Origin of the sequence: Formosa sp. S-31 (genome assembly GCF_051172795.1) — a bacterium.
Classification (GTDB): domain Bacteria; phylum Bacteroidota; class Bacteroidia; order Flavobacteriales; family Flavobacteriaceae; genus Formosa.
Genome location: NZ_JAENDK010000006.1, coordinates 54546 through 77161, shown reverse-complemented (window position 1 = coordinate 77161; position 22616 = coordinate 54546). Strand labels below are relative to the sequence as shown.

General features: G+C 38.7%; 18 protein-coding genes and 1 tRNA gene. 12 read left to right on the top strand and 7 right to left on the bottom strand.

Going from position 1 to position 22616, the window contains the following annotated elements:
* Positions 1-65: 65 nt before the first annotated feature.
* From I3217_RS07875 to I3217_RS07840, 8 genes are all read left to right on the top strand, one after another.
* Positions 66-605: a DUF1599 domain-containing protein gene (locus I3217_RS07875; protein WP_435049213.1), complete on the top strand. Its 540-nt coding sequence runs from the start codon at positions 66-68 to the stop codon at positions 603-605.
* Between the two features lie 28 nt (positions 606-633).
* Positions 634-1740 carry a BT_3928 family protein gene (locus I3217_RS07870; RefSeq protein WP_435049212.1) on the top strand — a complete coding sequence of 369 codons (1107 nt, stop codon included), beginning with the start codon at positions 634-636 and terminating at the stop codon, positions 1738-1740.
* Positions 1741-1744: 4 nt separating this feature from the next.
* Positions 1745-2821 carry an ABC transporter permease gene (locus tag I3217_RS07865; protein ID WP_435049211.1) on the top strand — a complete coding sequence of 359 codons (1077 nt, stop codon included), beginning with the start codon at positions 1745-1747 and terminating at the stop codon, positions 2819-2821.
* Positions 2822-2843: 22 nt separating this feature from the next.
* A complete protein-coding gene (gene tpiA, locus I3217_RS07860) occupies positions 2844-3593 on the top strand; it encodes a triose-phosphate isomerase (RefSeq protein ID WP_435049210.1) in 750 nt (249 codons plus the stop codon).
* Positions 3594-3714: 121 nt separating this feature from the next.
* Entirely contained in the window at positions 3715-4551 is an 837-nt protein-coding gene (prmA, locus tag I3217_RS07855) for a 50S ribosomal protein L11 methyltransferase (protein ID WP_435049209.1), read from the top strand.
* 20 nt (positions 4552-4571) lie between these two features.
* On the top strand, positions 4572-4847 hold the full coding sequence (locus I3217_RS07850) for an ATP-dependent Clp protease adaptor ClpS (protein WP_435049208.1): 276 nt from the start codon (positions 4572-4574) through the stop codon (positions 4845-4847).
* A gap of 142 nt (positions 4848-4989) precedes the next feature.
* Positions 4990-5063: transfer RNA gene (locus I3217_RS07845), tRNA-Arg, on the top strand.
* Positions 5064-5301: 238 nt separating this feature from the next.
* On the top strand, positions 5302-5556 hold the full coding sequence (locus I3217_RS07840; RefSeq protein ID WP_435049207.1) for a hypothetical protein: 255 nt from the start codon (positions 5302-5304) through the stop codon (positions 5554-5556).
* Between the two features lie 191 nt (positions 5557-5747).
* Here the strand turns inward: I3217_RS07840 and I3217_RS07835 are convergent, their stop codons facing one another.
* The 5 genes from I3217_RS07835 to I3217_RS07815 are packed head-to-tail and all read right to left on the bottom strand — an operon-like array spanning position 5748 to position 13363.
* Positions 5748-6740 carry a HupE/UreJ family protein gene (locus tag I3217_RS07835; protein WP_435049206.1) on the bottom strand — a complete coding sequence of 331 codons (993 nt, stop codon included), beginning with the start codon at positions 6738-6740 and terminating at the stop codon, positions 5748-5750.
* 2 nt (positions 6741-6742) lie between these two features.
* Entirely contained in the window at positions 6743-7609 is an 867-nt protein-coding gene (locus tag I3217_RS07830; protein WP_435049205.1) for a peptidyl-prolyl cis-trans isomerase, read from the bottom strand.
* 4 nt (positions 7610-7613) lie between these two features.
* Entirely contained in the window at positions 7614-9485 is a 1872-nt protein-coding gene (locus I3217_RS07825; protein ID WP_435049204.1) for a DUF3604 domain-containing protein, read from the bottom strand.
* Between the two features lie 38 nt (positions 9486-9523).
* On the bottom strand, positions 9524-11419 hold the full coding sequence (locus tag I3217_RS07820) for a DUF3604 domain-containing protein (protein WP_435049203.1): 1896 nt from the start codon (positions 11417-11419) through the stop codon (positions 9524-9526).
* Between the two features lie 42 nt (positions 11420-11461).
* A complete protein-coding gene (locus I3217_RS07815) occupies positions 11462-13363 on the bottom strand; it encodes a DUF3604 domain-containing protein (RefSeq protein WP_435049202.1) in 1902 nt (633 codons plus the stop codon).
* A 381-nt stretch (positions 13364-13744) separates the two neighbouring features.
* Between I3217_RS07815 and I3217_RS07810 the strand changes: the two genes are divergently transcribed.
* From I3217_RS07810 to I3217_RS07800, 3 genes are all read left to right on the top strand, one after another.
* Positions 13745-15211 carry an alpha/beta hydrolase-fold protein gene (locus tag I3217_RS07810; RefSeq protein WP_435049201.1) on the top strand — a complete coding sequence of 489 codons (1467 nt, stop codon included), beginning with the start codon at positions 13745-13747 and terminating at the stop codon, positions 15209-15211.
* Positions 15212-15428: 217 nt separating this feature from the next.
* Positions 15429-17678, top strand: coding sequence for a penicillin-binding protein 1A (locus tag I3217_RS07805; protein WP_435049200.1), 2250 nt, complete (start codon positions 15429-15431; stop codon positions 17676-17678).
* A 463-nt stretch (positions 17679-18141) separates the two neighbouring features.
* Positions 18142-18642 (top strand): hypothetical protein, encoded by a 501-nt coding sequence (locus I3217_RS07800; protein ID WP_435049199.1) that lies wholly within the window; start codon positions 18142-18144, stop codon positions 18640-18642.
* A 152-nt stretch (positions 18643-18794) separates the two neighbouring features.
* Here the strand turns inward: I3217_RS07800 and I3217_RS07795 are convergent, their stop codons facing one another.
* Positions 18795-19232: an SRPBCC domain-containing protein gene (locus I3217_RS07795; protein WP_435049198.1), complete on the bottom strand. Its 438-nt coding sequence runs from the start codon at positions 19230-19232 to the stop codon at positions 18795-18797.
* Between the two features lie 24 nt (positions 19233-19256).
* Positions 19257-20018, bottom strand: coding sequence for an SDR family oxidoreductase (locus I3217_RS07790; RefSeq protein WP_435049197.1), 762 nt, complete (start codon positions 20016-20018; stop codon positions 19257-19259).
* A 164-nt stretch (positions 20019-20182) separates the two neighbouring features.
* Here I3217_RS07790 and I3217_RS07785 point away from each other — a divergent pair, with 164 nt between their 5' ends.
* On the top strand, positions 20183-22606 hold the full coding sequence (locus I3217_RS07785) for a glycoside hydrolase family 2 TIM barrel-domain containing protein (RefSeq protein WP_435049196.1): 2424 nt from the start codon (positions 20183-20185) through the stop codon (positions 22604-22606).
* Positions 22607-22616 lie beyond the last annotated feature (10 nt).

The window sequence follows — 22616 nt, the reverse complement described above, 5'->3', positions numbered from 1 at the left end:
AGGAATGGTTTAAGTTTGCAAATCAATTAATTTATGCGAAATTTACGCAAAATTCATATCAATTTATGCAAGATACCTCAAAACAATACGATGCTGTAATAACCATGTGTAGAAGTTTGTTTATTAATAAAATGAAGGATTATGGTTGTGCGTGGCGTATTTTAAGACTACCGTCTTTAACCGATCAGATTTTTATAAAAGTACAGCGCATTCGTGGTTTACAGGAAAATGAAGTGCAGAAAGTAGAGGAAGGTGAGGTGAGTGAGTTTATAGGAGTAATAAACTATTGCATTATGGCATTGATACAGATTGAAAAAGGTATTGCCAATCAGCCGGATCTTACTACTGTTGAAGCAACAGATCTTTACGACGAAAAAATAGCCGAAACTAAGGAGCTTATGATGAATAAAAATCATGACTACGGCGAGGCCTGGCGCGATATGCGTGTAAGTTCGCTTACCGATTTAATTTTACAGAAACTATTGCGCGTAAAACAGATTGAAGACAATAAAGGAAAAACGCTGGTAAGCGAAGGTATAGATGCGAATTATCAGGATATGATTAATTATGCGGTTTTTGCCTTAATCCATTTAGAAGCCAAATAATTTAAAAAAATAAAGTTCTCCCCATTACATGAAAGCTATAGTGAATTTAAGTCGGATTTTTGTAGGTGTATTATTTATCATTTCAGGTTTAATAAAATTAAACGACCCTATAGGATTTTCCTTTAAACTAGAAGAATATTTTAGTGCAGCGGTACTTAATTTAACGTTTTTAGAGCCTTATGCTTTAATGATCTCTGTTATAGTTGTCGTGTTCGAGGTGCTTTTAGGCGTGTTTTTACTTATAGGGTATAAGCCAAAATTTACAGTCTGGAGCTTACTGTTAATGATTGTTTTCTTTACTTTCTTAACGTTCTATTCGGCCTATTTTAATAAAGTGACCGACTGTGGGTGTTTTGGAGATGCAGTAAAATTAACCCCATGGCAGTCGTTCTCTAAAGATGTGGTGCTTTTAGTGCTGATTCTCGTTTTGTTTTTCGGAGTTAAGCATATTAAACCATGGTTCAGCCGATTTGGATTAACCATGGTTTCTCTGTTGAGTTTTGTTGGGTGTTTAGGACTGGCTTATCATGTACTGATGCATTTACCGGTAAAAGATTTCAGACCGTATAAAGTAGGTGCTAATTTATGGGAGAATATGATTGTGCCGGAAGATGCTCCTAAGGCCGATATAGATTACAAATGGAAATTCAATGTAAACGGAGAAGAGCAGGTCATTACAACAAAAGGTTCATATCCTTCAGTAAAAGGTGATTTTGTAAGTGTCGATACCGAAGTCATTAATCCCGGATACGAAGCACCGATACACGATTTTACTATTGAACGAGACGGAGAAGATTTTACCGAAGCCATTTTACACGACGACCATGTAGTGTTATTAGTAGCTTACAACTTAAATAAATCGGAAAGTCTGGGATTAAAAGCTTTAAAGAACCTATCGGATAAAGCTTTGGAAAATGGATATAAGGTTATAGGCTTAACTGCTTCAGGCGAAGAAGAACAGCAAAAAGCAAGAGAAACTTACGGCTATAATTTCGATTTTTATTTTACCGATGAAACGGCTCTAAAAACCATAGTTCGATCTAATCCTGGTATTTTAATCTTGAATAAAGGAACCGTAACTCAGAAAGTACATTGGAACGATGTAGATAGCCTGAATCTAAGTAAAGTGAATTAAGCCTGTGATACAATACATATTAAATAAATTAGTTTATGCGTTATTAACCTTGTTTGGTGTGGTAACTGTAATATTTTTTTTATTTAATGTGTTACCCGGCGATCCGGCACAAATGATGCTGGGCCAGAATGAAGACAGCGAACAACTGGCTGTTATCAAACAAAAATACGGTTTCGATAAACCTTTAAGTACGCAGTATTTTTATTATGTAAACGATTTATCTCCACTTTCTTTACATTCTGTATATGAGCAAGACTATACCTATTTTAATCAAGATAAATATCACGGTACGCCGTTTATTTCACTGGGACATTATAACCTAGCTGTAAAATGGCCGTATTTAAGAGAGTCTTTCACTAAACAAGGGAAAAAGGTAAGTGCTGTATTGGCAGAAACCTTGCCCAATACTTTTGTTCTGGCCGTTAGTGCTATCGTTATAGCTATTATTTTAGGTGTTATTTTTGGTATTATTTCTGCTTTATATAAAAATACGGTACTGGATAAAACCATTCAGTTGATTAGTACGGTAGGGATGAGTGTGCCTTCATTTTTCAGCGCTATTCTATTTGCCTGGTGTTTTGGCTACGTGTTCCATAACTATACTAATCTGGAGATGACCGGGAGTTTATACGAGCTGGATGATTTTGGGGAAGCCATGCATATAAAATGGAAAAACTTACTGCTGCCGGCTGTGGTTCTAGGTATTCGTCCACTCGCAGTGGTTATCCAGTTAATGCGAAATTCGCTTTTGGAGGTGCTTAATCAGGATTATATTCGTACGGCAAGGGCCAAAGGATTGAGTGAATTTAACATAATAAAGAATCATGCGGTTAAAAATGCTTTGAATCCTGTAGTGACTGCAATTTCCGGGTGGTTTGCCTCAATGCTTGCTGGTGCTGTGTTTGTAGAGTATGTATTTGGCTGGAATGGTTTAGGGAAAGAAATAGTTAATGCGCTAAACACTTTAGATTTGCCGGTAATTATGGGTTCGGTGTTAATTATAGCGCTTCTTTTCATAATTATCAATATTTTTGTAGATATAATTTATGCTTGGTTAGATCCAAAAGTAAAACTTCAATAAAAACGTTTAAACACATAACATTATGAGAAAAAATATCGTTGCAGGTAACTGGAAAATGAATAACGACTTAGCGCAAACTGAAACTTTAATAACGGCTTTAAAAGGTCAGACAATATCTTCTGATGCAGAGGTTATGGTAGCGCCGCCATTTACTAATCTTTGGGCTGCCTATAATGCATTAAAAGGATCGGATATTGAAGTTGCAGCTCAGAATATGCATTTTGCAGAAAACGGAGCTTACACAGGAGAAGTTAGTGCAAGCATGTTAAAAAGTGTTGGTATTACTACCGTAATTTTAGGGCATAGCGAGCGTCGTGCTTATTTCAACGAAACAGATGAGATATTAGCAAAAAAAGTAGATGCAGCCTTAGCTAAGGATATGCGCGTAATTTTTTGTTTCGGAGAAGAATTAGCCGATAGAAAATCGGATAATCATGAAACCGTAGTGGGCGATCAAATTAAAAATGCCTTATTTCATTTAGATGCAGCTGCTTTTAAAAATATCGTATTAGCGTATGAGCCGGTATGGGCAATCGGTACTGGAGAAACTGCAAGTCCGGAGCAGGCTCAGGATATGCATGCTTTCATTAGAAAAACTTTAGCCGATAAATACGGAGCAGAAGTTGCCGACAGCGTTTCTATTCTTTATGGTGGAAGTGTTAAGCCCAATAATGCAAAAGAAATTTTCTCTAAACCAGATGTTGATGGTGGTTTAATTGGAGGTGCTGCATTAAATGCAGAAGACTTTTTTGCTATTGTTAACGCGTTTTAAAAAACGTTAATTTAATTAATACAGAGGTTTTGTAACCTTTTTTATATAAGCTGAATGTTTTTATTCAGCTTATATGTTTTTAAGAGGTTACGCATTTAGAAAAGGATTAAAACTTGATTATATGTCAAACATGATTTATTTAGGATATTATTTTAAAGTACAGCCATTACAACCGGGTGTAGAGATTTTGATTGCAGAGTTAGGCTTTGCGGGCTTTGAGAGTTTTGTGGAAACCGAAGAGGGAGTAACGGCGTATATTCAAAAAGACGAATGGAACGAGCACATTTTAGACGATATACAAATCTTAAATTCAGATGAATTTGATATTTCTTACACTTTCGATGAAATTGAGCAAACCAACTGGAATGAGGAGTGGGAAAAGAATTTCAGTCCTATAGTTGTAGACGACCAGTGTGCTGTTCGCGCTCCGTTTCACGATAAATTCGATACGGAGTACGATATTATTATAGAACCTAAAATGAGTTTCGGTACCGGGCATCATGAAACCACGCATATGATGATTCAGCATATTCTAAAAAATGATATGGCTAATAAATCGGTTTTAGATATGGGCTGCGGAACAGGTGTATTAGCGATCCTGGCCGAAATGAAAGGCGCAACACAGTTAGATGCCATAGATATTGATAACTGGTGTTATTTAAACAGTCTGGAAAATGTAGAGCGCAATAACTGTAAACACATTTCGGTTTACGAAGGTGATGCTGCATTATTAGAGGGGAAGTCTTATGATGTCATTATTGCGAATATTAACCGAAACATTCTGCTTAATGATATTAAAACGTATGCTAAGGCGTTAAATAACAATGGAATGTTGTTTTTAAGTGGCTTTTATAACGACGATATCCCTGTTATAGAAGAAGAATGTAGAAAACATATGTTAAAACTAAGCGAAAAATTAGAACGTAACAATTGGGTTGCATTAAAATTTTTAAATTAGTAGTATCAAAACGATTGAAAATGAGTACGAAAGAAAAAGTATTAGAAGAGGTTCTCGTTGAAACCAAGGAGCAGAAGGAAAACGAAATTATACTTTATAACGATGAGGTAAATACCTTCGACCATGTTATCGACACTTTAATTTATGCCTGCGATCACACGCCGGAACAAGCCGAGCAGTGTTCTATTATAGTGCATTATAAGGGTAAGTGTACGGTAAAAACAGGACCTTATAACGATTTGGAACCGCGTTGTTACAAACTTTTACAAGCGGGATTAAGTGCAGAAATCGTTTAATGGAAATATTTACAATTCATAAAAATACTGATTTGTAGTGGGTTAAGTGCGTTTTGGAATTTCCTTTGAAAATTTTTTAAATATCTATTGAAAAATATTTTGTGTAAACGGAATAATCTCCTATATTTGCACCCACAAAATCGGCCGCGTGGCGCAACTGAATAGCGCACTTGATTACGGCTCAAGAGGTTCCAGGTTTGAATCCTGGCGCGGTCACAAGTAGAAATACTAAATTATTATAAATCCTTGCAATCTTTAAGATTAGCAAGGATTTATTGTTTTAGGACTATCATAAAATATGAATTGATTTGATTTAAAAAGGAGTGTATTCAAACTAATTTGGAGACCATAAACTTAAAACTAATTTAGTGTCAGGTTGTTAAAATTAGTTTGAAGAATTACAATGAGAGATGACTCAAAAAAAATATTAAACAAATTAGCCAATAATTAAATTATGATTAAAGTTTTAGGCCCTATTGTTTTATTTATATGCATGTTATCTGCAATGTTTTTTGTTTATAAGTGGTATAGGCTTTACACATCATATAAAGGTATTTCTATAAAAGAGTATAGGCCAAAATATATTAAACAAGAAGAATCTCCTTTTACAAAAGAAATAACAGGACGCTTAAATGTTTTTATAGTACTGATGTACCTGTTTATGGTTACAGGGGTATTGTGTGCAATTATTTTTGATATTCTTAGTTAACATTAAAATGATTTAAGAGATACTTTTGCTGAAAAATGTGTAACTGGAAATTGAAAGTTTAACTTTTTTAAGTTTAGCTCCTTTTTATGCTTACTGCAAAAAAACGTCTATATTCAATATGATTTTATAGGGAGTAATTGAATTCAACTTCTTAAAATTATTTTTCCATTCATATAATATTTGTACTATAACTATCCCCAAAAACCTATAACGCGTTCAATCGTCCAGAACATGGCCACAGAACCAATACCGTACGGTAATACTTTAGGAATCCAGCCTTTTTTAGGAATAACCGATTTTATAAGGTACCCGATGGCGACTACAGCTAAGACGAAAAGGATCTGTCCCAGTTCTACACCAATATTAAATGTGGCCAGAGCTAATGGAATTTCTGTTTGTGGCAGTCCGATGTCGGTTAAAGCGCCGGCGAATCCAAACCCATGCAATAATCCAAAAACAAAAGCGACCAACCAGGGTTTTTCACTGGTAAGTGTCGGTTTACCTTGTTGAAGTTTCAGTATTTCTAAGGCCAGAAAAACAATACTTAAAGCGATAACTGCTTCTACGGGCGGACCAGGTAAACTGGCTAAACCTAAAGCAGAAAAACTTAAGGTAATACTGTGGGCCAGAGTGAAAGCGGTAATAGTCTTCAATAATTTTTTAAATCCTACCGTTATTATAATTAAGGCCAGAACAAACAAAAGATGGTCAAAGCCCAGAAGAATGTGTTCAACTCCTAACAGCGTATACGTTTTTGCAACCTGCCATTTGCTGCTTTTTCCGGGTAATAATGTCGATGCGCTGTCTGGGTGCAACATCAGAGAAATTTTTTCACCATTAAGATAGGTCACGTTAACCAGAACGTCTACCATGGTTTTGTTGAGGTTTACAATTTCAATTCGACTGCCTTCCAGCTGGCGGTTTCCGATTAAGGTATAATTGTGTATCATAGCACCACTTACAGGTCTTGCCAATCCGGTTTCCTGAAGCTGAAAACCATCTTCGAAGCTTGGGTAAATTTTTAGTACCATATCGCCCATAGCCGGGACTTTCCATAAAATCTGATAATGGGTTTCGTCCTGCTGGACTATTTGTAAATAGGCGGGTCTGATTTCGTGTGCCTTAACCATTGTTGAACACAATAGCACAAAAGCGAACAGGAATATGTTATATATACGTGTCATAGCTATTGGTTTTGTGCCAGTTCTTTAGTCGTGGCTTTTTCAAGATTGTCTGCAGTAATGCGGACCTTATAATTGTCTTTAAGCGCTTTAAGGATAGCTTCCTGGCTTTCCTGTTCTATCTTGTATTCGTAATCGCGTTGTACAGCATCTTTTACTGTTTCAAAAGCCGGAATTTCAGGTTCGTTTTTAGATGCAATATACACCAGATGCACGCCATAACCCGATGCAATAGGTCCTACCCATTGGCCAGTAGCTAAGGTTTCCAGTTGTTTGGTAAAATGTGCTCCGAATTCGCGGTTCAGGTAAAAGGCATCGGTGCCCTCTAAGGCATAATCCAAAAGGAAAGTATCGCCTTTACCCTGCATACCCTGAACGTCGGAAGCGCCATACTCTTTTAATACCGCTTTGGCTTGTTCCACAGGATTTGAGTGATTATCAGCTGTGAAAATCACCTGATATAAGGTGTAACGATAGGGTGTCGTGAAGTCTTTTTTATGATCTTCAAAATAGGCTTTCAGATTCTCGTCGGAAGCAGGAGCCATCATACCTGACAAATCCTGACCGAGAAATTCCATTTTCTGAGCGAGTCTCCGTTTTACAATCTCGTCGTTATGGTCCAGATTCATCTTAAGCGCTTCCCGGTAAAGAACTTCCTGGTTGACGTATTTGTCGATTAGACCTTCTAATTCTTCTGAGGTTGGAGGCCTTTGCCACTGCATGCGCCAGAGTTCGGCCATATGTTCAACATCGGCATTGTCAACAATGATATCCTGCTCGGTGTCGTTTTTGTTTACTTGATTGTAAAGCACAAACAGTAGGGTGCCTAACAGAAAAAAATGGATCAGGGGTTCTTTAATAAGTCGTTTCATATAATTAGTTTGGGTTATACCATATCGGGCTGCTCCAGGCACGTTCCTGAATGCTCGTTGGAAGATCTTTTCGTGGTTCTATTCCTAATGTTTTGGCATCGTAAGTACTCCAGCGCGGCGTCGGAATTTCCAGAACTCTTACATAATAAAAGGCATATTGTTGCGCGTCAAAATCAGGATCGGTCCAAACGGTTTTTAATTCAGTAGCTCCAATGTCGTTGGTATATGAGGCGTTTTTAATGTCTACTGTATTTCCTACAGCAGTAACATTACCGTTGCTATCTGCCGTTCTTCCATCCGACATGGCAACATTGTATATTTTTTCATGGGTTTTGCCATTGGCATCTAACCAACCTTTTATAACTTGAATACGATCAAGATTAGCGCCATCGGCTTCTTTTACTGCATGAATCACAAAGGAAGGCGCCTTTCCATTAGATAGTTTTAAATCACTTCCCATTGGTACACCGCTCTCGTAAGCCGTTTTTAACCAATTGTTTTGACCTAATAAGTCTTCGGTATAACTATAACCGCCAAAAAAACGCACTTTCATACGAGGACCGGAAGTTCCAAATGTTTCTTTTCTTTTCAAAGCTTCAAAAATGGATTCCCTGGTATTTGCTTCTGCCCAAACACCTGCCAATCCTCCTGAGCTAAATTCTCGTATTTGTTGGTTACTGGCCTCTTTATTTCCCGGAATTCCTTCAAGACGGTGCTCTGGGTTGTTTTCCATACCAAATTTCCCAGTGTAATTATCTTCTTCTATACTGGATGCCGAGTTGTGAGTATCTGAATCTCCAATGACCCCATATTTAAAAGGATTACCCGCACCTTTACTGTCTAGCTTTAATCCATCTTTATAGGCTTCTCTTAAGTAGCTTCCTTTTCGGTTTTTAGGACGTTCCGTAATCGCAGAAAGCGTGTAGTCCCATAATTCAAAATTGGCAAATTCGTCATTAGGGCTCAGGTCTGGATGCACTTCAGAGGTTCCTTTAATTTGAGTGATTTCATATAAGGGTTCATTTCTCATACGAGTTTCACTATAGGCTTTGGTTATGGCATTGTCTTCAGAATCCACCAATTCAAACATCATACCGTCACTAGCATTTCCATTATGGGGAACTGCCAATAAAGTAGCGCCTTTTTTTCTGGCGTTTTCCATATAAGTCCATAAATCTTCAGGTTTTGCAGAATCAAACACCGAATAGGGAAGGCTTGGGATGTTGGAATTGTCTCCAAACAATACAACTCTATGAAGATTGCGGTTATTTGGTGCTGAGGTCCATTCAAAGGCAGAAAATGTGGTAAACTTTCCTGGCTCATTGTGCTTATCGCCAATGGCAATGATTTCTTTCCAAAGAGATTTGGCTAAATCGGCATCAGTCAATTCATCTTGAGGCACTCCCTTGTTCATGCCATCCAATACTTCAGCAAAGGCTGCAAAGGATTCCGAAGCATCATCTGAGGTAATTCTTTTTGCGATGGGGAGTTTACTAAAAGGACTTTCGGGGTCTTCCATTTTTTTAAAGACCCCCATATATTCGGCATGATCGGATACGGCGTACCAGTCTAAAGGTACTTTTATTTGTAAATCGCCGCCTCCGCCGCCGCCAGGAATGGCCTCTCCTTTTGCCCAACGGTAGGCGTCATCTGGAGTGGTTACAGAACCATTGGTGTAACCATCAAAGGACCAGCTAGTGTGTACGTGTAGGTTGCCAAAATATGCATCTTTATTAGGGTTTTCCTTAATGGTTGTTTCAACTAAAGTAGAATCAATTTTCTCAATAACACTTTTGTCGCTACTGCTTTTTTGGTCATTCTTGCATGCTACCAAAAACATGATGGACAGCACGGTACTTAATATTAATGACTTCATAATAATTGGTTTTAATTTTGAAATAAAACGTTTTCAATTTAGTTTGGGTTATACCAGATTGGCGAACTATAGATGCGTTCTTGAATGGTTGCGGGATGATTTGTTTCTTTTACATCAATACCCAGTTCAATAGCATCGTATAAAGAATATCTTGGAGTTGGGATTTCCAGAACTCTCACATAATAAAAGGCACCTTGGCTAGGGTTGAAATCTGGATCTTTCCAAAATACTTTTAGTTCGGTATCTCCAATGGAATTGGTGTATTTTCCTGTTTTTAGGTCTACAGTGTTGCCTACTTTTTGCTTACCGTCTGTTCTGCCGTCGGATAAGGCGACATCATATATTTTTTCTTCAGCTGTGCCATCGGCTTTTAACCAGCCTTTAACCACTTGAATCCTATCCAAATTGGCGCCGTCAGGGTCTTTTAATGCGGATATCAAAAATCCAGGAGCCGCACCATTGGCAGTTTTATTTAAATCGCCACCCATAGGAACCCCTTTGTCATAGCCTGTTTTTACCATATCTGCATTCAGGTCGTTTTCAGCAAAATTATAGCTGCCAAACACACGTAAGGTGATGCGTGGCCCTGTGGTAGCATAGACTTCTTTACGTTGAAAGGCATCCACAATGCTCTGGCGCGTATTGCTTTCGGCCCAAACGCCTACCCATCCAGCAGCGCCCATATCCCAGCCTTTGGAAGACCCAATGCCTGTAGGGTGAGCACGTTTTTTGGGTTCGGAATCATGTTGGCCTTTACCAGCAAAGTTGGTTTCTTCAATGGCAGACATTCCTGTATGGGAATCGGAGCTGCCCACAAATCCAATTTTATAAGGGTTGGCTCCAATTTTCTTTTCAAGTTCCAATCCGGTTTTCAGTCCAGAGCGGACATAGTCTGCTTTGGTTGGGGCAGGTCGTGTGCCATCTGGTGTTAAAGCAAAATCATAGGTTTCAAAATCGGCAAACTCATCATTAGGTGACAAGGCTGGGTGAGCTTCAGAATCTCCTTTAATTTGGGTAATCTCTACAGAACGCTCCCACTTCATTCGAGCATCTGCATATGCCTTATCAATAGGTTTTCCGTTTAAACGGGTTTCAGCAAACATCAATCCCAAACTAATATTGGGGTTATGGGGGATGGCTACAAATTCGGCACCTGTTTTTTGACTCGTGGTCTCCAGCCAGGCCCAAAGATCTTCAGGGTTGTCACTATCTAGAGCACTATATGGAATAAACTGTTTGGCCACATCGCCACCTTGAGGCATAAAAACCACTCTGTGCAGGTTGGCGCCACTGTTATTGGAAGACCATTCCCAACCTATGAGTGTGGTGAATTTTCCTGGATTGTTGTGCTTTTCGGCTGTTTCTACATAGCGTGTCCAAGCTTCTTTTACTTTGTTGCCTCCAATGTCGTTGACTAAATCTTTAGCGCCGAGATTGGCATCGTTGGGTTGGTCGAACGCAGCATAATTTAGGATATCGTATATTTTTTGCATGTTCTCTTCCGATTTGTTGGGAGCGATTGCTAAGAAAGCTTTTCCGGTTTTTGTGTCTGAAATACCCGTTGTGTTTTCATACATTAATGGAATAGAGCCTATTAACTCGGAGTGGTCGGCCACCACAAGGAAATCTAGAGGTTTGCTTAATTTCCAGGGTTTGCCCGTGGTAGGGCTTTCAACTTCTTCTCCTTTTGCAAATCGGTAAGCAATTTCAGGTGTTGAATTGGGTGTTCCAAATAAGAACACGTCAAAGGAGTTGCCAGTGTGATTATGAGTGTCTCCCCAGTATACATCTTTTAGTGAATTGCTAGTCACTCTAGGTGTTATAGCTTCTTTTTCAGCAGGAGTATTGTCGGTTGTGGTGTCTTCTTTTGGAGTGTCTTTGCAGCCAACGAAGAAAGTCACGGAGAACATAAGGCTAAAAAAAATAGATTTCATAAAAAATGGTTTTATTTTAATAAAGCAACTTATTTCAATTGATTATGGGTTATACCAGATTGGCGATGTATAGGCGCGTTCCTGTATGGTACGTGGTACATCGTCTGTCATGGTAATATTGTAACGCTTCATGTCGAAGGTTGTCCAACGTGGGGTTGGAATTTCTAAAACCCTTACATAGTAGAAAGCTTTCAACGATGGGTCAAACTCGGGATCTTTCCAAAAAGTTTTCAATTCGGTAGCCCCAATAGTATTTTCCCATGAGGCATTTTTTATGTCTACAGTTTTGCCTACAGGTGGCAGGTTGCCTTTGGCATCCAATTGGCGCTTGTTCGCATCGCCCCAAACCACATTATAGATTTTTTCGTGGGTATTGCCGCTGGCATCCAGCCAGCCTTTAATAACCTGTATGCGGTCTAGATTCCCGCTGGTAGGGTCTTTAACTGCATGAATTAAAAAAGTAGGAGCCTTACCTTCTGGTGCTGCTTTTAGATTGCCACCCATAGGCACGCCTTTGTCGTAGCCAATTTGAACACTGTTGGCATCGGCCATATCGGCATCGGTATAGTTGAAACCTCCAAAAAAGCGTACGGTTATTCTAGGGCCGGTAGAGGCATAGGTTTCTTTGCGTTTCATGGCGTCCCATAGGGACTCCCTGGTGTTGGATTCGGCCCAAACACCGGTATATCCTGAAGCACCCAACTGCCACCCACGCACAAATCCAGATGGGAAGTCTAATGCTTTTTCAGACCAACGTTCGGCACTGGGTTCAGAAGAGGCATATTTTCCCCAATAATTGTCTTCCTCAGCTGTCGTAAGGGAAGTGTGGGAGTCGGTACCACCAACAAAACCGTATTTAAAAGGGTTCACGCCAAGTTTGCTCTCCAGCATTAAACCATCCTTTAAGGCTTTTCTGGCGTATTCGGTTTGGAGCATGTCTTTGGATTTAGGTACCATTACAAGATTCCCTTTGTCCCAGATTTCAAAATTAGCAAACTCGTCGTTGGGCGATAAAATGGGGTGGGTTTCACTGGTGCCTTTTCCTTGGGTGATTTCGTAAAGCACTTCATATTTGTTGCGCATGGTGGCCAGTTCCTTGGTGAGTGGAGACCCATCGAAAGCGGTGGTTTTAAACATGAGTCCGTTTGATAGGTTTCCGTTATGCGGAATGGCCAATAGGGAGCCACCTGTTTTTTCTTCGAAGTTTGCCATCCATTTCCAAAGATCTTCCGGGTTTTCCGAATCGAAGGTTGTCATAGGACTAAATTGTTTGGCAATGTCTCCGCCATCGCGATAAATGACGTTCCGGTGCAGGTTGTTTCCTCCTCCATAGTTAGAAGAGTATTCGTAGGCAATAAAGGCAGTGAATTTACCTGGATCGTTGAACTTTTCTACAATATCTATATTTTTTAGCCATACCGATTTTGCAAAAGCAGGATCAGTGAATACAGGCGGCAGGTTATTATTGGATTGACGGTTGATAAGGTCCATCATTACAGCTGCAGCTTTTTCACCTCCAGCTTCCATATCGGCATGATATTGGGCCACGATTGGGTCGCCCATAACGGCTTCATCTCCCTCGATAACGGCAGTAATTACCCCAGCACCATCGGAATGGTCTGTAATGGCCAACCAGTCCAAGGGACGATTTAATTTTGCTTTTTGCTTGGTGGCACTGATGACTTCTTCACCTCGGGCAAAACGTAAGGCCCCTTCTGGCCCTAAGCGGGTCCCTACGGCTCCAGCATCGGCAGACCAAGCAGTGTGTAAGTGCTGGTCTCCCCAATACACATTTTTTAAAGGATTGGTTGGTACACTTGGTGTTGCGATAGCGGCTTCTTCGGCCGGAGTGTCTTCAGCTGCAGGTGTTTCTTTAGGGGTGTCTTTACACGCTGTAAGCAGGGATAGGAATCCAAGCATCAGAACAAACAAGCTTTTTTTCATAATAATGGTGGGTTGTGATTAATAGTCCACTAAAATTACTAAAAAAAAAAGCTTACTACTGATTATTAATGGTTTATATTTTTGGGGTACACCAAAGAAAGGCTGTTTCATAGCTTTAGTTTAAATTTTTTTAAGGATACCAGCTGTAAAATTTCAGGCTTCTGTAAAAAGCGGTAAAAAATAATAATCATCTTGTTTGAGAAAGCGATAAAACTTGTTTAAATAGTTGTTATTGTGTTTAGAATTTGTGTTTAATATGTGCTTAGATGAGATGTTGATAAAATTCTTTTGATTTTAGTATCTTGTATTGCTTTGACATTATGTTGAAGCATTTTTCTGAAATCCATTTATTAACCAACCAATTGTTTCAATACATACCTTATGAAAACGTATTTTCCAGTATTCCTGCTTTTGCTTTTAAGTTTTACAATTTGTGCACAACAAATTAAGGTGTCCTATGCGGGCGACCAGATAAAGGATGCCTTTAGTGGTAGCGTAGTTTTGTATTTATCTAAGGAAAACCCAAACCCGAAAGCGGCATTTTTACCTATTGAATTACCTCCGGTTTACAGGGTAGAGGTTACTAATTTAAAACCGAATGAACAGGTTGTTTTCGATGATACTTCGATATTTTACCCTGCTGAATTATCTAATATAGAACGCGGAGATTATTATGTACAAGCTGTTTTTGATAGAAATTTAGGGGGACAGTATATGGCCAATAGCCCCGGTAATTTGTATTCTAAGCCTATAAAAGTGACTTTTGACAAACGCTTTGATAAAGTTTTTGAACTGGTATGTACAGAAATCGTTAATGATATACCCTTTAGCGAAACCAATCAGTTAAAAGAGTTAAAGTTAAGGTCATCGCTATTAAGTTCATTTCATAATGAAGATACCTATATTTCCGGTGCAGTTCAATTACCAGAAGGCTATGATGCGTCTGATGTTTCGTATCCGGTGATATTTTCGGTTTTTGGATATGGTGCGAATTATAAATTACATTCCGGCAAGGGTAAGTATGTATTTCATAAATTAAATAATGAACCGGCAATTGTGGTTTATCTGGATGGCAATTGTAAGGAGGGACATTCTGTATATGCCAACAGCGATATAAATGGCCCCTGGGGAAATGCTTTGGTTAAGGAATTTATTCCTGAGTTATCAAAAAAGTATCGCACAAAAGATGCTCGGTTTTTATTTGGTCATAGTAGTGGAGGCTGGACAGTGCTATGGCTTCAGATGCAATATCCGGAAACTTTTTCCGGGTGCTGGTCGAGTGCACCAGATCAGGTAGACTTTAGAAATTGGCAGGGTTCGAATATTTACGAGGATTCTAATAAATTTTATAGTGAAAAAGGTATGCTGCTGTACGATTTAATGCTGGCAGGGCGATTTCCTATAGTAAGTGGTAAGGATTTGTACGGCATAGAAAAAGTAATAGATCGGGGAGAACAGTTTCATTCATTCGATGCTGTATTCAGTTCCCGCGATAAAAATAACCAGATTAGACGACTGGTTAATTCTACAACGGGTGCCATAGATAATGAAACTGCCAGGGAGCTTTTTAGGCGATATGATATTTCGTATCAGCTTAGACATAATTGGGAATTTTATAAGCCACTTATTTCTAATAAAATGAGGATTTCGGTTGGGACGGCAGATAATTTTAAGTTAAATAGTGCTGTAGAGTTACTGGAAGGAGAGTTAGAAAAATTACATGCCAATACAGCAATAGAAATTGAGTACTTTCCTGGAGACCACTTTACCGTTTTTACAGAAGAGTATGTAGCTAAAGGACAGGCTTTCCTGGATAGCTGTTATGAAAACTGGAGTGCAAATAAATAGCATATTCAGTTTTTAGCTTAATTTTTAAGTTACATAATTGGAGATTATCTATACCATATTTTTAATAGGTAGACTTTTAAATGGTAGAGTTCGTTTGTTGTTGTCAGGGAGGATGCTTGATTCATCCTTTAGTAAGGCTTTCATTTTTAATAAAAAGGGCATTATGTTCTTTTCTGCAAATCTTGTAAATTACGCCTCTCATTTTTAAAACTTAAAATTGAAAAAACAGACTCGAAACAAGGCTGGTAACTGGAAAACAGTGCTTCTTAAATGGATTGGCATTCTGGTTTTAGTGTTCATTGCTTTTATTGGCAGTATTTATATTGGGCTTTTGGGGAAAATCCCGAGCAAAAAAGAGTTGGCCGAATTACAACAGGCCGAGGCTAGTGTGGTGTTAGACAGTCATGATAAACTTCTGGGCAAATATTTTATTTTCGACCGGCAGATTATCAGCTTTAAAGATATTCCAGATTATCTGGTTCAAGGATTAGTAGCTACAGAAGATGCCCGGTTTTACGAGCACAGCGGGATAGATTATCAAAGTTTTTTTAGGGTATTCTTTAAAAGTCTGTTGCTTCAGGACGATTCGGCAGGAGGAGGTAGTACGATAACACAACAACTGGCGAAAAATTTATTCGGAAGAAAACATTATGGTCCGTTTTCATTACCGGTTAATAAGATTAAGGAAATGATTATTGCTAGGCGTATAGAACAGGTGTATGGGAAAGATGATATTATTGCCCTGTATCTTAATACAGTGCCGTTTAGTGAAAATACCTTTGGCATAGAAAGTGCCGCGCAGCGTTTTTTTAATACCACGACCAGTGCGCTCGATTTGTCTGAGGCTGCAACCTTGGTGGGGACTTTAAAAGCGAATCATAGTTATAACCCAAGATTGTTTCCTGAGCGCAGTCAGTTAAGACGCGATGTGGTATTACAGCAAATGGTAAAATATGGCTATCTGGACGAAGCAACAAGACTAGAGGTAAGCAATCAGCCGTTAACTATAGACTATCATAAGTTTTCGTATAACGAAGGAGTGGGGCCTTATTTCAGGGAGTTGATACGCCAACAGGTTACAAAAGTGCTGGATAGTTTAAATACCTCCGGAGGTAGCACTTATAATTTGTATAAAGATGGTTTGAAAATAACGACAACTCTGGATTATAGTATGCAGGACTATGCCGAACAGGCTATGACGGCGCATATGCAGAACCTTCAACGTCAGTTTGAAAAGGGCTATGGTAATAATGCCCCTTGGGAACGCAATACACAACTGATATCTGAACAGGTTAAGGCGCTGCCACAATACAAAAAACTAAAGCAAAAGTCGCTTTCTGAATCGCAGATTCTGGATTCTTTGAAAGTAAAAATTAAGCGCCCTTTATTTACTTATGAAGGGGATACTTTAATGTTAGCATCCACTATAGATAGTTTAAAACACTATATAAAATATTTAAACTCTGGTTTTGTGGCTGTAAATCCGCATTCAGGGGCTGTGCAGGCTTATGTGGGCGGTATTAATTTTGAGCACTTTAAGTTCGACCATGTTAGTATGGGAAAACGTCAGGTGGGATCTACATTTAAACCTATAGTTTATACAACGGCCATAGAATCGGGGATGGATCCATGTACTTATTTTTCAGTAAAAGAGGTGACGTATGCCAATCAGGAAGGCTGGACGCCCTCTAATGCTTCAAAAGATGAAGTCGATCCGTATATGAATTATTCTTTGGAAAAAGCCTTAAGTCATTCGGTAAACACTATCGCTGTAAAAGTACTGGAACAGGTAGGGATACAACCGGTAATACAACAGGCCCGTGACATGGGGATAGTGTCTGAATTGCCTGAAGTGCCATCCCTGGCTCTAGGAACAGCAGAATTATCCTTATTAGAACTTACTACAGCTTATACCTCTTTTGTAAATGAGGGGAGACCGGCTGTTCCGTATTGTATCGAAAAAATTGAAGATAAATCGGGGAAGGTTTTATACCAGCATAAATCCAGGTCCCCACAGCCACCGGCTTATTCTGATTTTACCAGAGAAACCATGATTGCATTTATGCAGTCGACGGTGAATGAGGGGACCGCTAAACGGATAAGGTCAACTTATAATTTGCAAAACGATATGGCTGGCAAAACAGGTACGACTCAGGATAATAAAGATGGCTGGTTTATGGGCGTAACGCCAAATCTGGTTATGGGGGCTTGGGTCGGGAATGATAATTATAATATTGGTTTTAGCTCGACCAGTATCGGGCAGGGTGCAAATTCAGCACTGCCTATAGTAGCTAATTTTTTAACGCAGCTAAATCAGGATAGAAATTATAATAGTATAACCCGAGCAAAGTTTGAAACCCCGTCGGATGCCGTATTAGAAGCTCTGGATTGTAACCCTGAAAAACGGGATGGCTTCTTTAAACGACTTTTTGGGAAAAGGAAGAAAAAGAAAAATTTTGGGGAGTAGCAGAGAAACGTGTTGGTGTTTTACGTTGTATTTAATAGTGAATTTTAAAAAGAAATTGAAGATTAAGTAATACGATTTTAAAATAGCTAAGAATTGAAAAATAAAACATTACCGATAATATTTAATAGACCTGAATTGCCCTGGTCGATTAGAATCTTAAATTATTCTACTTTAGTGACTGTATCAATTTGGCCGATAATCTTTTTTGGTTCAATTTTTATGTTTGACAACCCGGAATACCTGTTTCTTACTTTTCTTTTTTTTATTTTGATAAATAGTTATCCTTTTGTGATAATTGGACTAATTGTGTTGAGTTTTAAATTATTCATAAAACACTCGTTAATTTTAATATGTATTCCAATCATTGTATTATCAGGATTTATTTATTTGTTGTCACTTTTTGTTACTTAAATAGTTTAAACACGAAAATGATTGATTTTTAACTTACATGCCTTATATAAACATGAAAAAACTTTACTCTTTTATCTTTTTTTTATTCCTTAATTATTTTTCTCATGGACAAGAATTAAAATTTTCAGAAATAGAAAAGGAAATACATGTAATTGAACAAAATCTGGGTAATTATGAATTGTCTCATGTTAGCTGGAATGAATTTATGAACCAAAACACTGATGATCAGGGAGAAGTTAAAGTTTGGAGACAAAATAATTGTGTTCGGAAAATAATTGAAGAAATCAGTGGAGAAAAAGGGACTGTAACCCGGGTTATATATTTAAAAAATGGAAAACCTATTAAGGGGATTGAGACCGAACAAGTATTTGAAAAGCAGGAACATAACAGACTTAAAGAAACTTTTAAATTAGAAGTATTTGTAATTGGTTACAATTCAATAATCGACGAATATGAGTTTGAAACTAAGGAGACAGGAAAAAGAACTTTTACTGAAATGTATTGTGATTTAAGCAGTTTGTTTTACAGTATTAACAAATTAAACTCGATATAAAAATATGGTACAATAATGAATGGAAACTAATTTGATTTTTCATGGAAAACCTTTTAGTTTTCTGCATGAAAAAATCTCATTAAAACTGATTTTAAAACACAATTTAATTGGGTGATTATTTGATTTTTAGTTAATTAGGGTCTATTTGGGTTTCATTGTTGTTGTTGTTGTTGTTGTTGTTGTTGTTGTTCTGCGTAACTTTTAAAATTATTAAGTATAGCCTGCCAGCCCTGGCGCTGCAGTTCTAAATCGTGTTCTGTTTCAGGATCGAAAGTAATAGTCACTTGAGTTTGTTTATCTACACGATGGAAATCTACTGTAACTTCCCGGCTGTTTTCCATAACATAACAGAACGATTCTTCAGGAATCAGTTTTCTGTAGGTGCATATAAAATCGAAACCCTGGCTGCCATCCTTAGCTTCCATACGTGCTTTATAAGTGCCTCCAATTTTTAAATCATTTTCGGCATAGGGACAACACCAGTCTGGCGATGCAAAGTTCCAGTTTATAATGTGCTCGGGTGCCGTGTAATAGTTCCAGATGTTTTTTTTGTCTCCGGAAATAAGACTTTGTATTGTTATTTTTTCCATGATGTTTTTTGGTATTTGTTTGTTTTACAACATACAGCCTCCAGTGGCTTCTATACGCTGACCATTAATCCATTTAGCGTCCTCGGTACATAAAAATGCAACGATACCACCAATATCTTCGGGTTCGCCCACGCGTCCTAATGCGGTAACATTAGCTACCAGCTGTCTTTTAACTTCATTGGTTTTGTTTTCTCCGTTCCCAAAATCGGTAGCGATTGCGCCGGGAGCCACAACGTTAGCTCTTATTTTTCTTGTTCCCAGCTCCTTTGCCAGATAGCGTGTAAATACATCGATAGCACCTTTCATAACAGCATAAGCCGAAGAGTTTGGAAAAGTAAATCGTGCTAAGCCGGAAGAAATATTAATTATACTGCCGCCGTCTGCGAGATAAGGCACCGCTTTTTGTGTTAAAAAATATACCCCTTTTAAATGGATGTTAAACATGTCGTCGAACTGGGCTTCGGTAGTTTTTTCAAAAGGCTGATAAAGTCCGGTTCCGGCATTATTAATCAGGTAGTGAAAAGATTTTGAGTTGAATTCAGAGCGCAAATATTCCGAAACAGTATTAAAAAAAGAATCAAATTGTTCAATCCTACTCGTGTCTAATTGAAATGCTTTTGCGGAACCACTCTGTTGTTGGATTTCAGCAACCACAGTTTCGGCAGCTGTTTTATTCGTGTGGTAGGTTAAAAGCACATGAATGTCTTTTTTAGCTATTTTAAGCGCCATGTCCCGGCCTAATCCGCGGCTACCACCAGTTATAAGTGCAATTTTTTTGGTGCTCATAATTTATTTAAATTAATTGTATTGTGTTTTATATGTTGGGTGTTACTAAGTTACCAAAAGATAGGAACAGTTAAAACTTAAATTAGTACAGAAAAGCCGTGGCATCTTTATTAAGGTGTTTCGTGGTGTAATGCGTATCTTTACAATTCATAAAACAAGTATTCATGAAGCAGTTTTTTACTTTGATGTTCCTGGTTTTTGTATCTCTTATTGGACTATCGCAAACCCGTTCGGTAATAACACTTGAAGACGGCTGGAAGTTTAAAAAAGGAATAAATAATGAGGCGTACCAGATTGCATTTAACGATGCCCAATGGGAAGAGGTAACTGTACCTCACGACTGGGCCATTTACGGTCCGTTTGATAAGGAAATCGATAAGCAAACGGTGGCCATTACACAGAATAATGAAAAGGTAGCCACCGAAAAAACGGGGCGTACCGGAGCTTTGCCGTTTATAGGGACGGCCTGGTACAGAAATACATTTACAGTACCACAATTTGAAGCGGGTAAAAAGGTAATTTTACTGTTCGAAGGCGTTATGAGTGAGCCGCAGGTGTATTTAAACGGCAAGAAAATAGGGGAGTGGAAGTACGGCTACAGTTATTTCTATTTCGATATTTCTGATGATTTAAAGCAGGGCGAGAATACTTTAGCGGTTCAGGCGTCTAATCCGGAATTTTCCTCGCGCTGGTATCCCGGAGCCGGGATTTATCGAAATGTGTCTCTAATTGTTAAAAATCAGGAAAGCATCGATCAATGGGGGACTTACGTCACTACGCCTTACGTCACTAAAGAAGTCGCTCGGGTGAATATAAAAACTAAGGTGTCCGGAGAGCAGATTGTACTAAAAACGACTATTTACGATGCTGATAAAAAAGAAGTGGGACAATCGGTATCGGAAACGCAATACGGTAAGGAATTCGATCAGAATATTAAAGTAGAAGTTCCGAATTTATGGAGTCCGGAACATCCGTATTTGTACACCGCATTATCTCAGGTGTTTGTTAACGATGTTTTAAAAGACGAGCTTACTACGCGCTTTGGTATTCGTACCATAGATTACGATGCAGCACATGGTTTCCGTTTGAATGGCGAAGTCACAAAATTTAAAGGGGTGTGTTTGCATCACGATTTAGGACCAATTGGGACAGCTATTAATACATCAGCTTTACGCCGGCAACTCACAATTTTAAAGGATATGGGAGCTAATGCCATTAGAAGTTCGCATAATATGCCGTCGCTGGAGCAACTTGAATTATGCGACGAAATGGGCTTCCTGTTTTTAGCAGAAAGTTTTGACGAATGGAAAAAGCCAAAAGTAGAGAACGGATACCATCGTTTTTTTGATGATTATGCCGAAAAGGATATTGTAAATTTAGTGCATGCCACGCGAAACCATCCTTGTATTGTCATGTGGAGTTCGGGTAATGAAGTGCCGGACCAATGGGGAGCAGAAGGTGTAAAACGCGCCAAATGGTTACAGGATATTTTTCATCGTGAAGACCCAACACGGCCGGTAACTGTTGGTATGGATCAGGTGAAAGCGGTTATGGAGTCGGGATTTGGAGCTTTACTTGATGTTCCGGGCTTAAACTACCGCGTGCATTTATACGAAGAAGCGTACGAGAAATTTCCACAGGGTTTTATTCTTGGTTCAGAAACAGCTTCTACGGTAAGCTCCAGAGGGATATATAAATTCCCGGTGGTTCAGGAAAAAGAAAAGCAATATCCCGATTTTCAGAGCTCGTCTTACGATCTGGAAGCCTGTAGCTGGTCTAATGTGCCCGATGAAGATTTTGTATTGCAGGATGATAAGCCCTGGGTAATCGGTGAGTTTGTATGGACCGGATTTGATTATTTAGGAGAGCCGACACCTTACGATAATATGTGGCCGTCCAGAAGTTCGTATTTCGGAATTTCTGATCTTGCCGGCTTACCTAAAGATCGTTATTATTTATATCGCAGTCGCTGGAATACTAAAGAAAATACCTTACATGTTTTGCCGCACTGGAACTGGGAGGGACGTGAAGGTGAAGTAACCCCTGTATTTGTTTACACGAGTTATAATAGTGCGGAATTGTTTGTAAACGGGAAAAGTATGGGGATTCAAAAAAAGAATAACAGTACCCCGCAAAACCGATACCGATTAATGTGGATGGATGTAAAATACGAGCCGGGAACAATTAAAGTTGTTGCTTTTAATGACAATGGAACTGAAGCTGAAACAAAGGAAATTCATACTGCCGGGAAACCGTATCAGCTGGTGTTGAATCCTGATAGAAAAATTATAAAAGCCGATGGTAAGGATCTGGCATATGTTGAGGTTTCTGTAGTGGATAAAAATGGAATTCCGTGCCCGACGGCCACAAATCAGCTGCAATTTAAAGTAAAGGGAAAAGGCGTTTACAGAGCTGCCTGTAACGGGGATGCAACTTCACTGGAACAATTTCATTTACCGACAATGAAGTTGTTTAGCGGAAAACTTGTGGTGCTGGTACAGTCTACTAAAACAGTTGGAGAAATCGCTCTGGAAGTAAAAGGAAAAGGATTAAAATCGGCCGTTTTAAAATTACAGTCGGAAAAATAAAGGCCGTTAT

Coding starts and splice junctions, on each gene's coding strand:
- I3217_RS07875 (WP_435049213.1), top strand. CDS start 66: ATGCAAGATACCTCAAAACAATACGATGCTGTAATAACCATGTGTAGA.
- I3217_RS07870 (WP_435049212.1), top strand. CDS start 634: ATGAAAGCTATAGTGAATTTAAGTCGGATTTTTGTAGGTGTATTATTT.
- tpiA (WP_435049210.1), top strand. CDS start 2,844: ATGAGAAAAAATATCGTTGCAGGTAACTGGAAAATGAATAACGACTTA.
- prmA (WP_435049209.1), top strand. CDS start 3,715: ATGTCAAACATGATTTATTTAGGATATTATTTTAAAGTACAGCCATTA.
- I3217_RS07850 (WP_435049208.1), top strand. CDS start 4,572: ATGAGTACGAAAGAAAAAGTATTAGAAGAGGTTCTCGTTGAAACCAAG.
- I3217_RS07840 (WP_435049207.1), top strand. CDS start 5,302: ATGATTAAAGTTTTAGGCCCTATTGTTTTATTTATATGCATGTTATCT.
- I3217_RS07835 (WP_435049206.1), bottom strand. CDS start 6,740: ATGACACGTATATATAACATATTCCTGTTCGCTTTTGTGCTATTGTGT.
- I3217_RS07830 (WP_435049205.1), bottom strand. CDS start 7,609: ATGAAACGACTTATTAAAGAACCCCTGATCCATTTTTTTCTGTTAGGC.
- I3217_RS07825 (WP_435049204.1), bottom strand. CDS start 9,485: ATGAAGTCATTAATATTAAGTACCGTGCTGTCCATCATGTTTTTGGTA.
- I3217_RS07820 (WP_435049203.1), bottom strand. CDS start 11,419: ATGAAATCTATTTTTTTTAGCCTTATGTTCTCCGTGACTTTCTTCGTT.
- I3217_RS07815 (WP_435049202.1), bottom strand. CDS start 13,363: ATGAAAAAAAGCTTGTTTGTTCTGATGCTTGGATTCCTATCCCTGCTT.
- I3217_RS07810 (WP_435049201.1), top strand. CDS start 13,745: ATGAAAACGTATTTTCCAGTATTCCTGCTTTTGCTTTTAAGTTTTACA.
- I3217_RS07800 (WP_435049199.1), top strand. CDS start 18,142: ATGAAAAAACTTTACTCTTTTATCTTTTTTTTATTCCTTAATTATTTT.
- I3217_RS07795 (WP_435049198.1), bottom strand. CDS start 19,232: ATGGAAAAAATAACAATACAAAGTCTTATTTCCGGAGACAAAAAAAAC.
- I3217_RS07790 (WP_435049197.1), bottom strand. CDS start 20,018: ATGAGCACCAAAAAAATTGCACTTATAACTGGTGGTAGCCGCGGATTA.
- I3217_RS07785 (WP_435049196.1), top strand. CDS start 20,183: ATGAAGCAGTTTTTTACTTTGATGTTCCTGGTTTTTGTATCTCTTATT.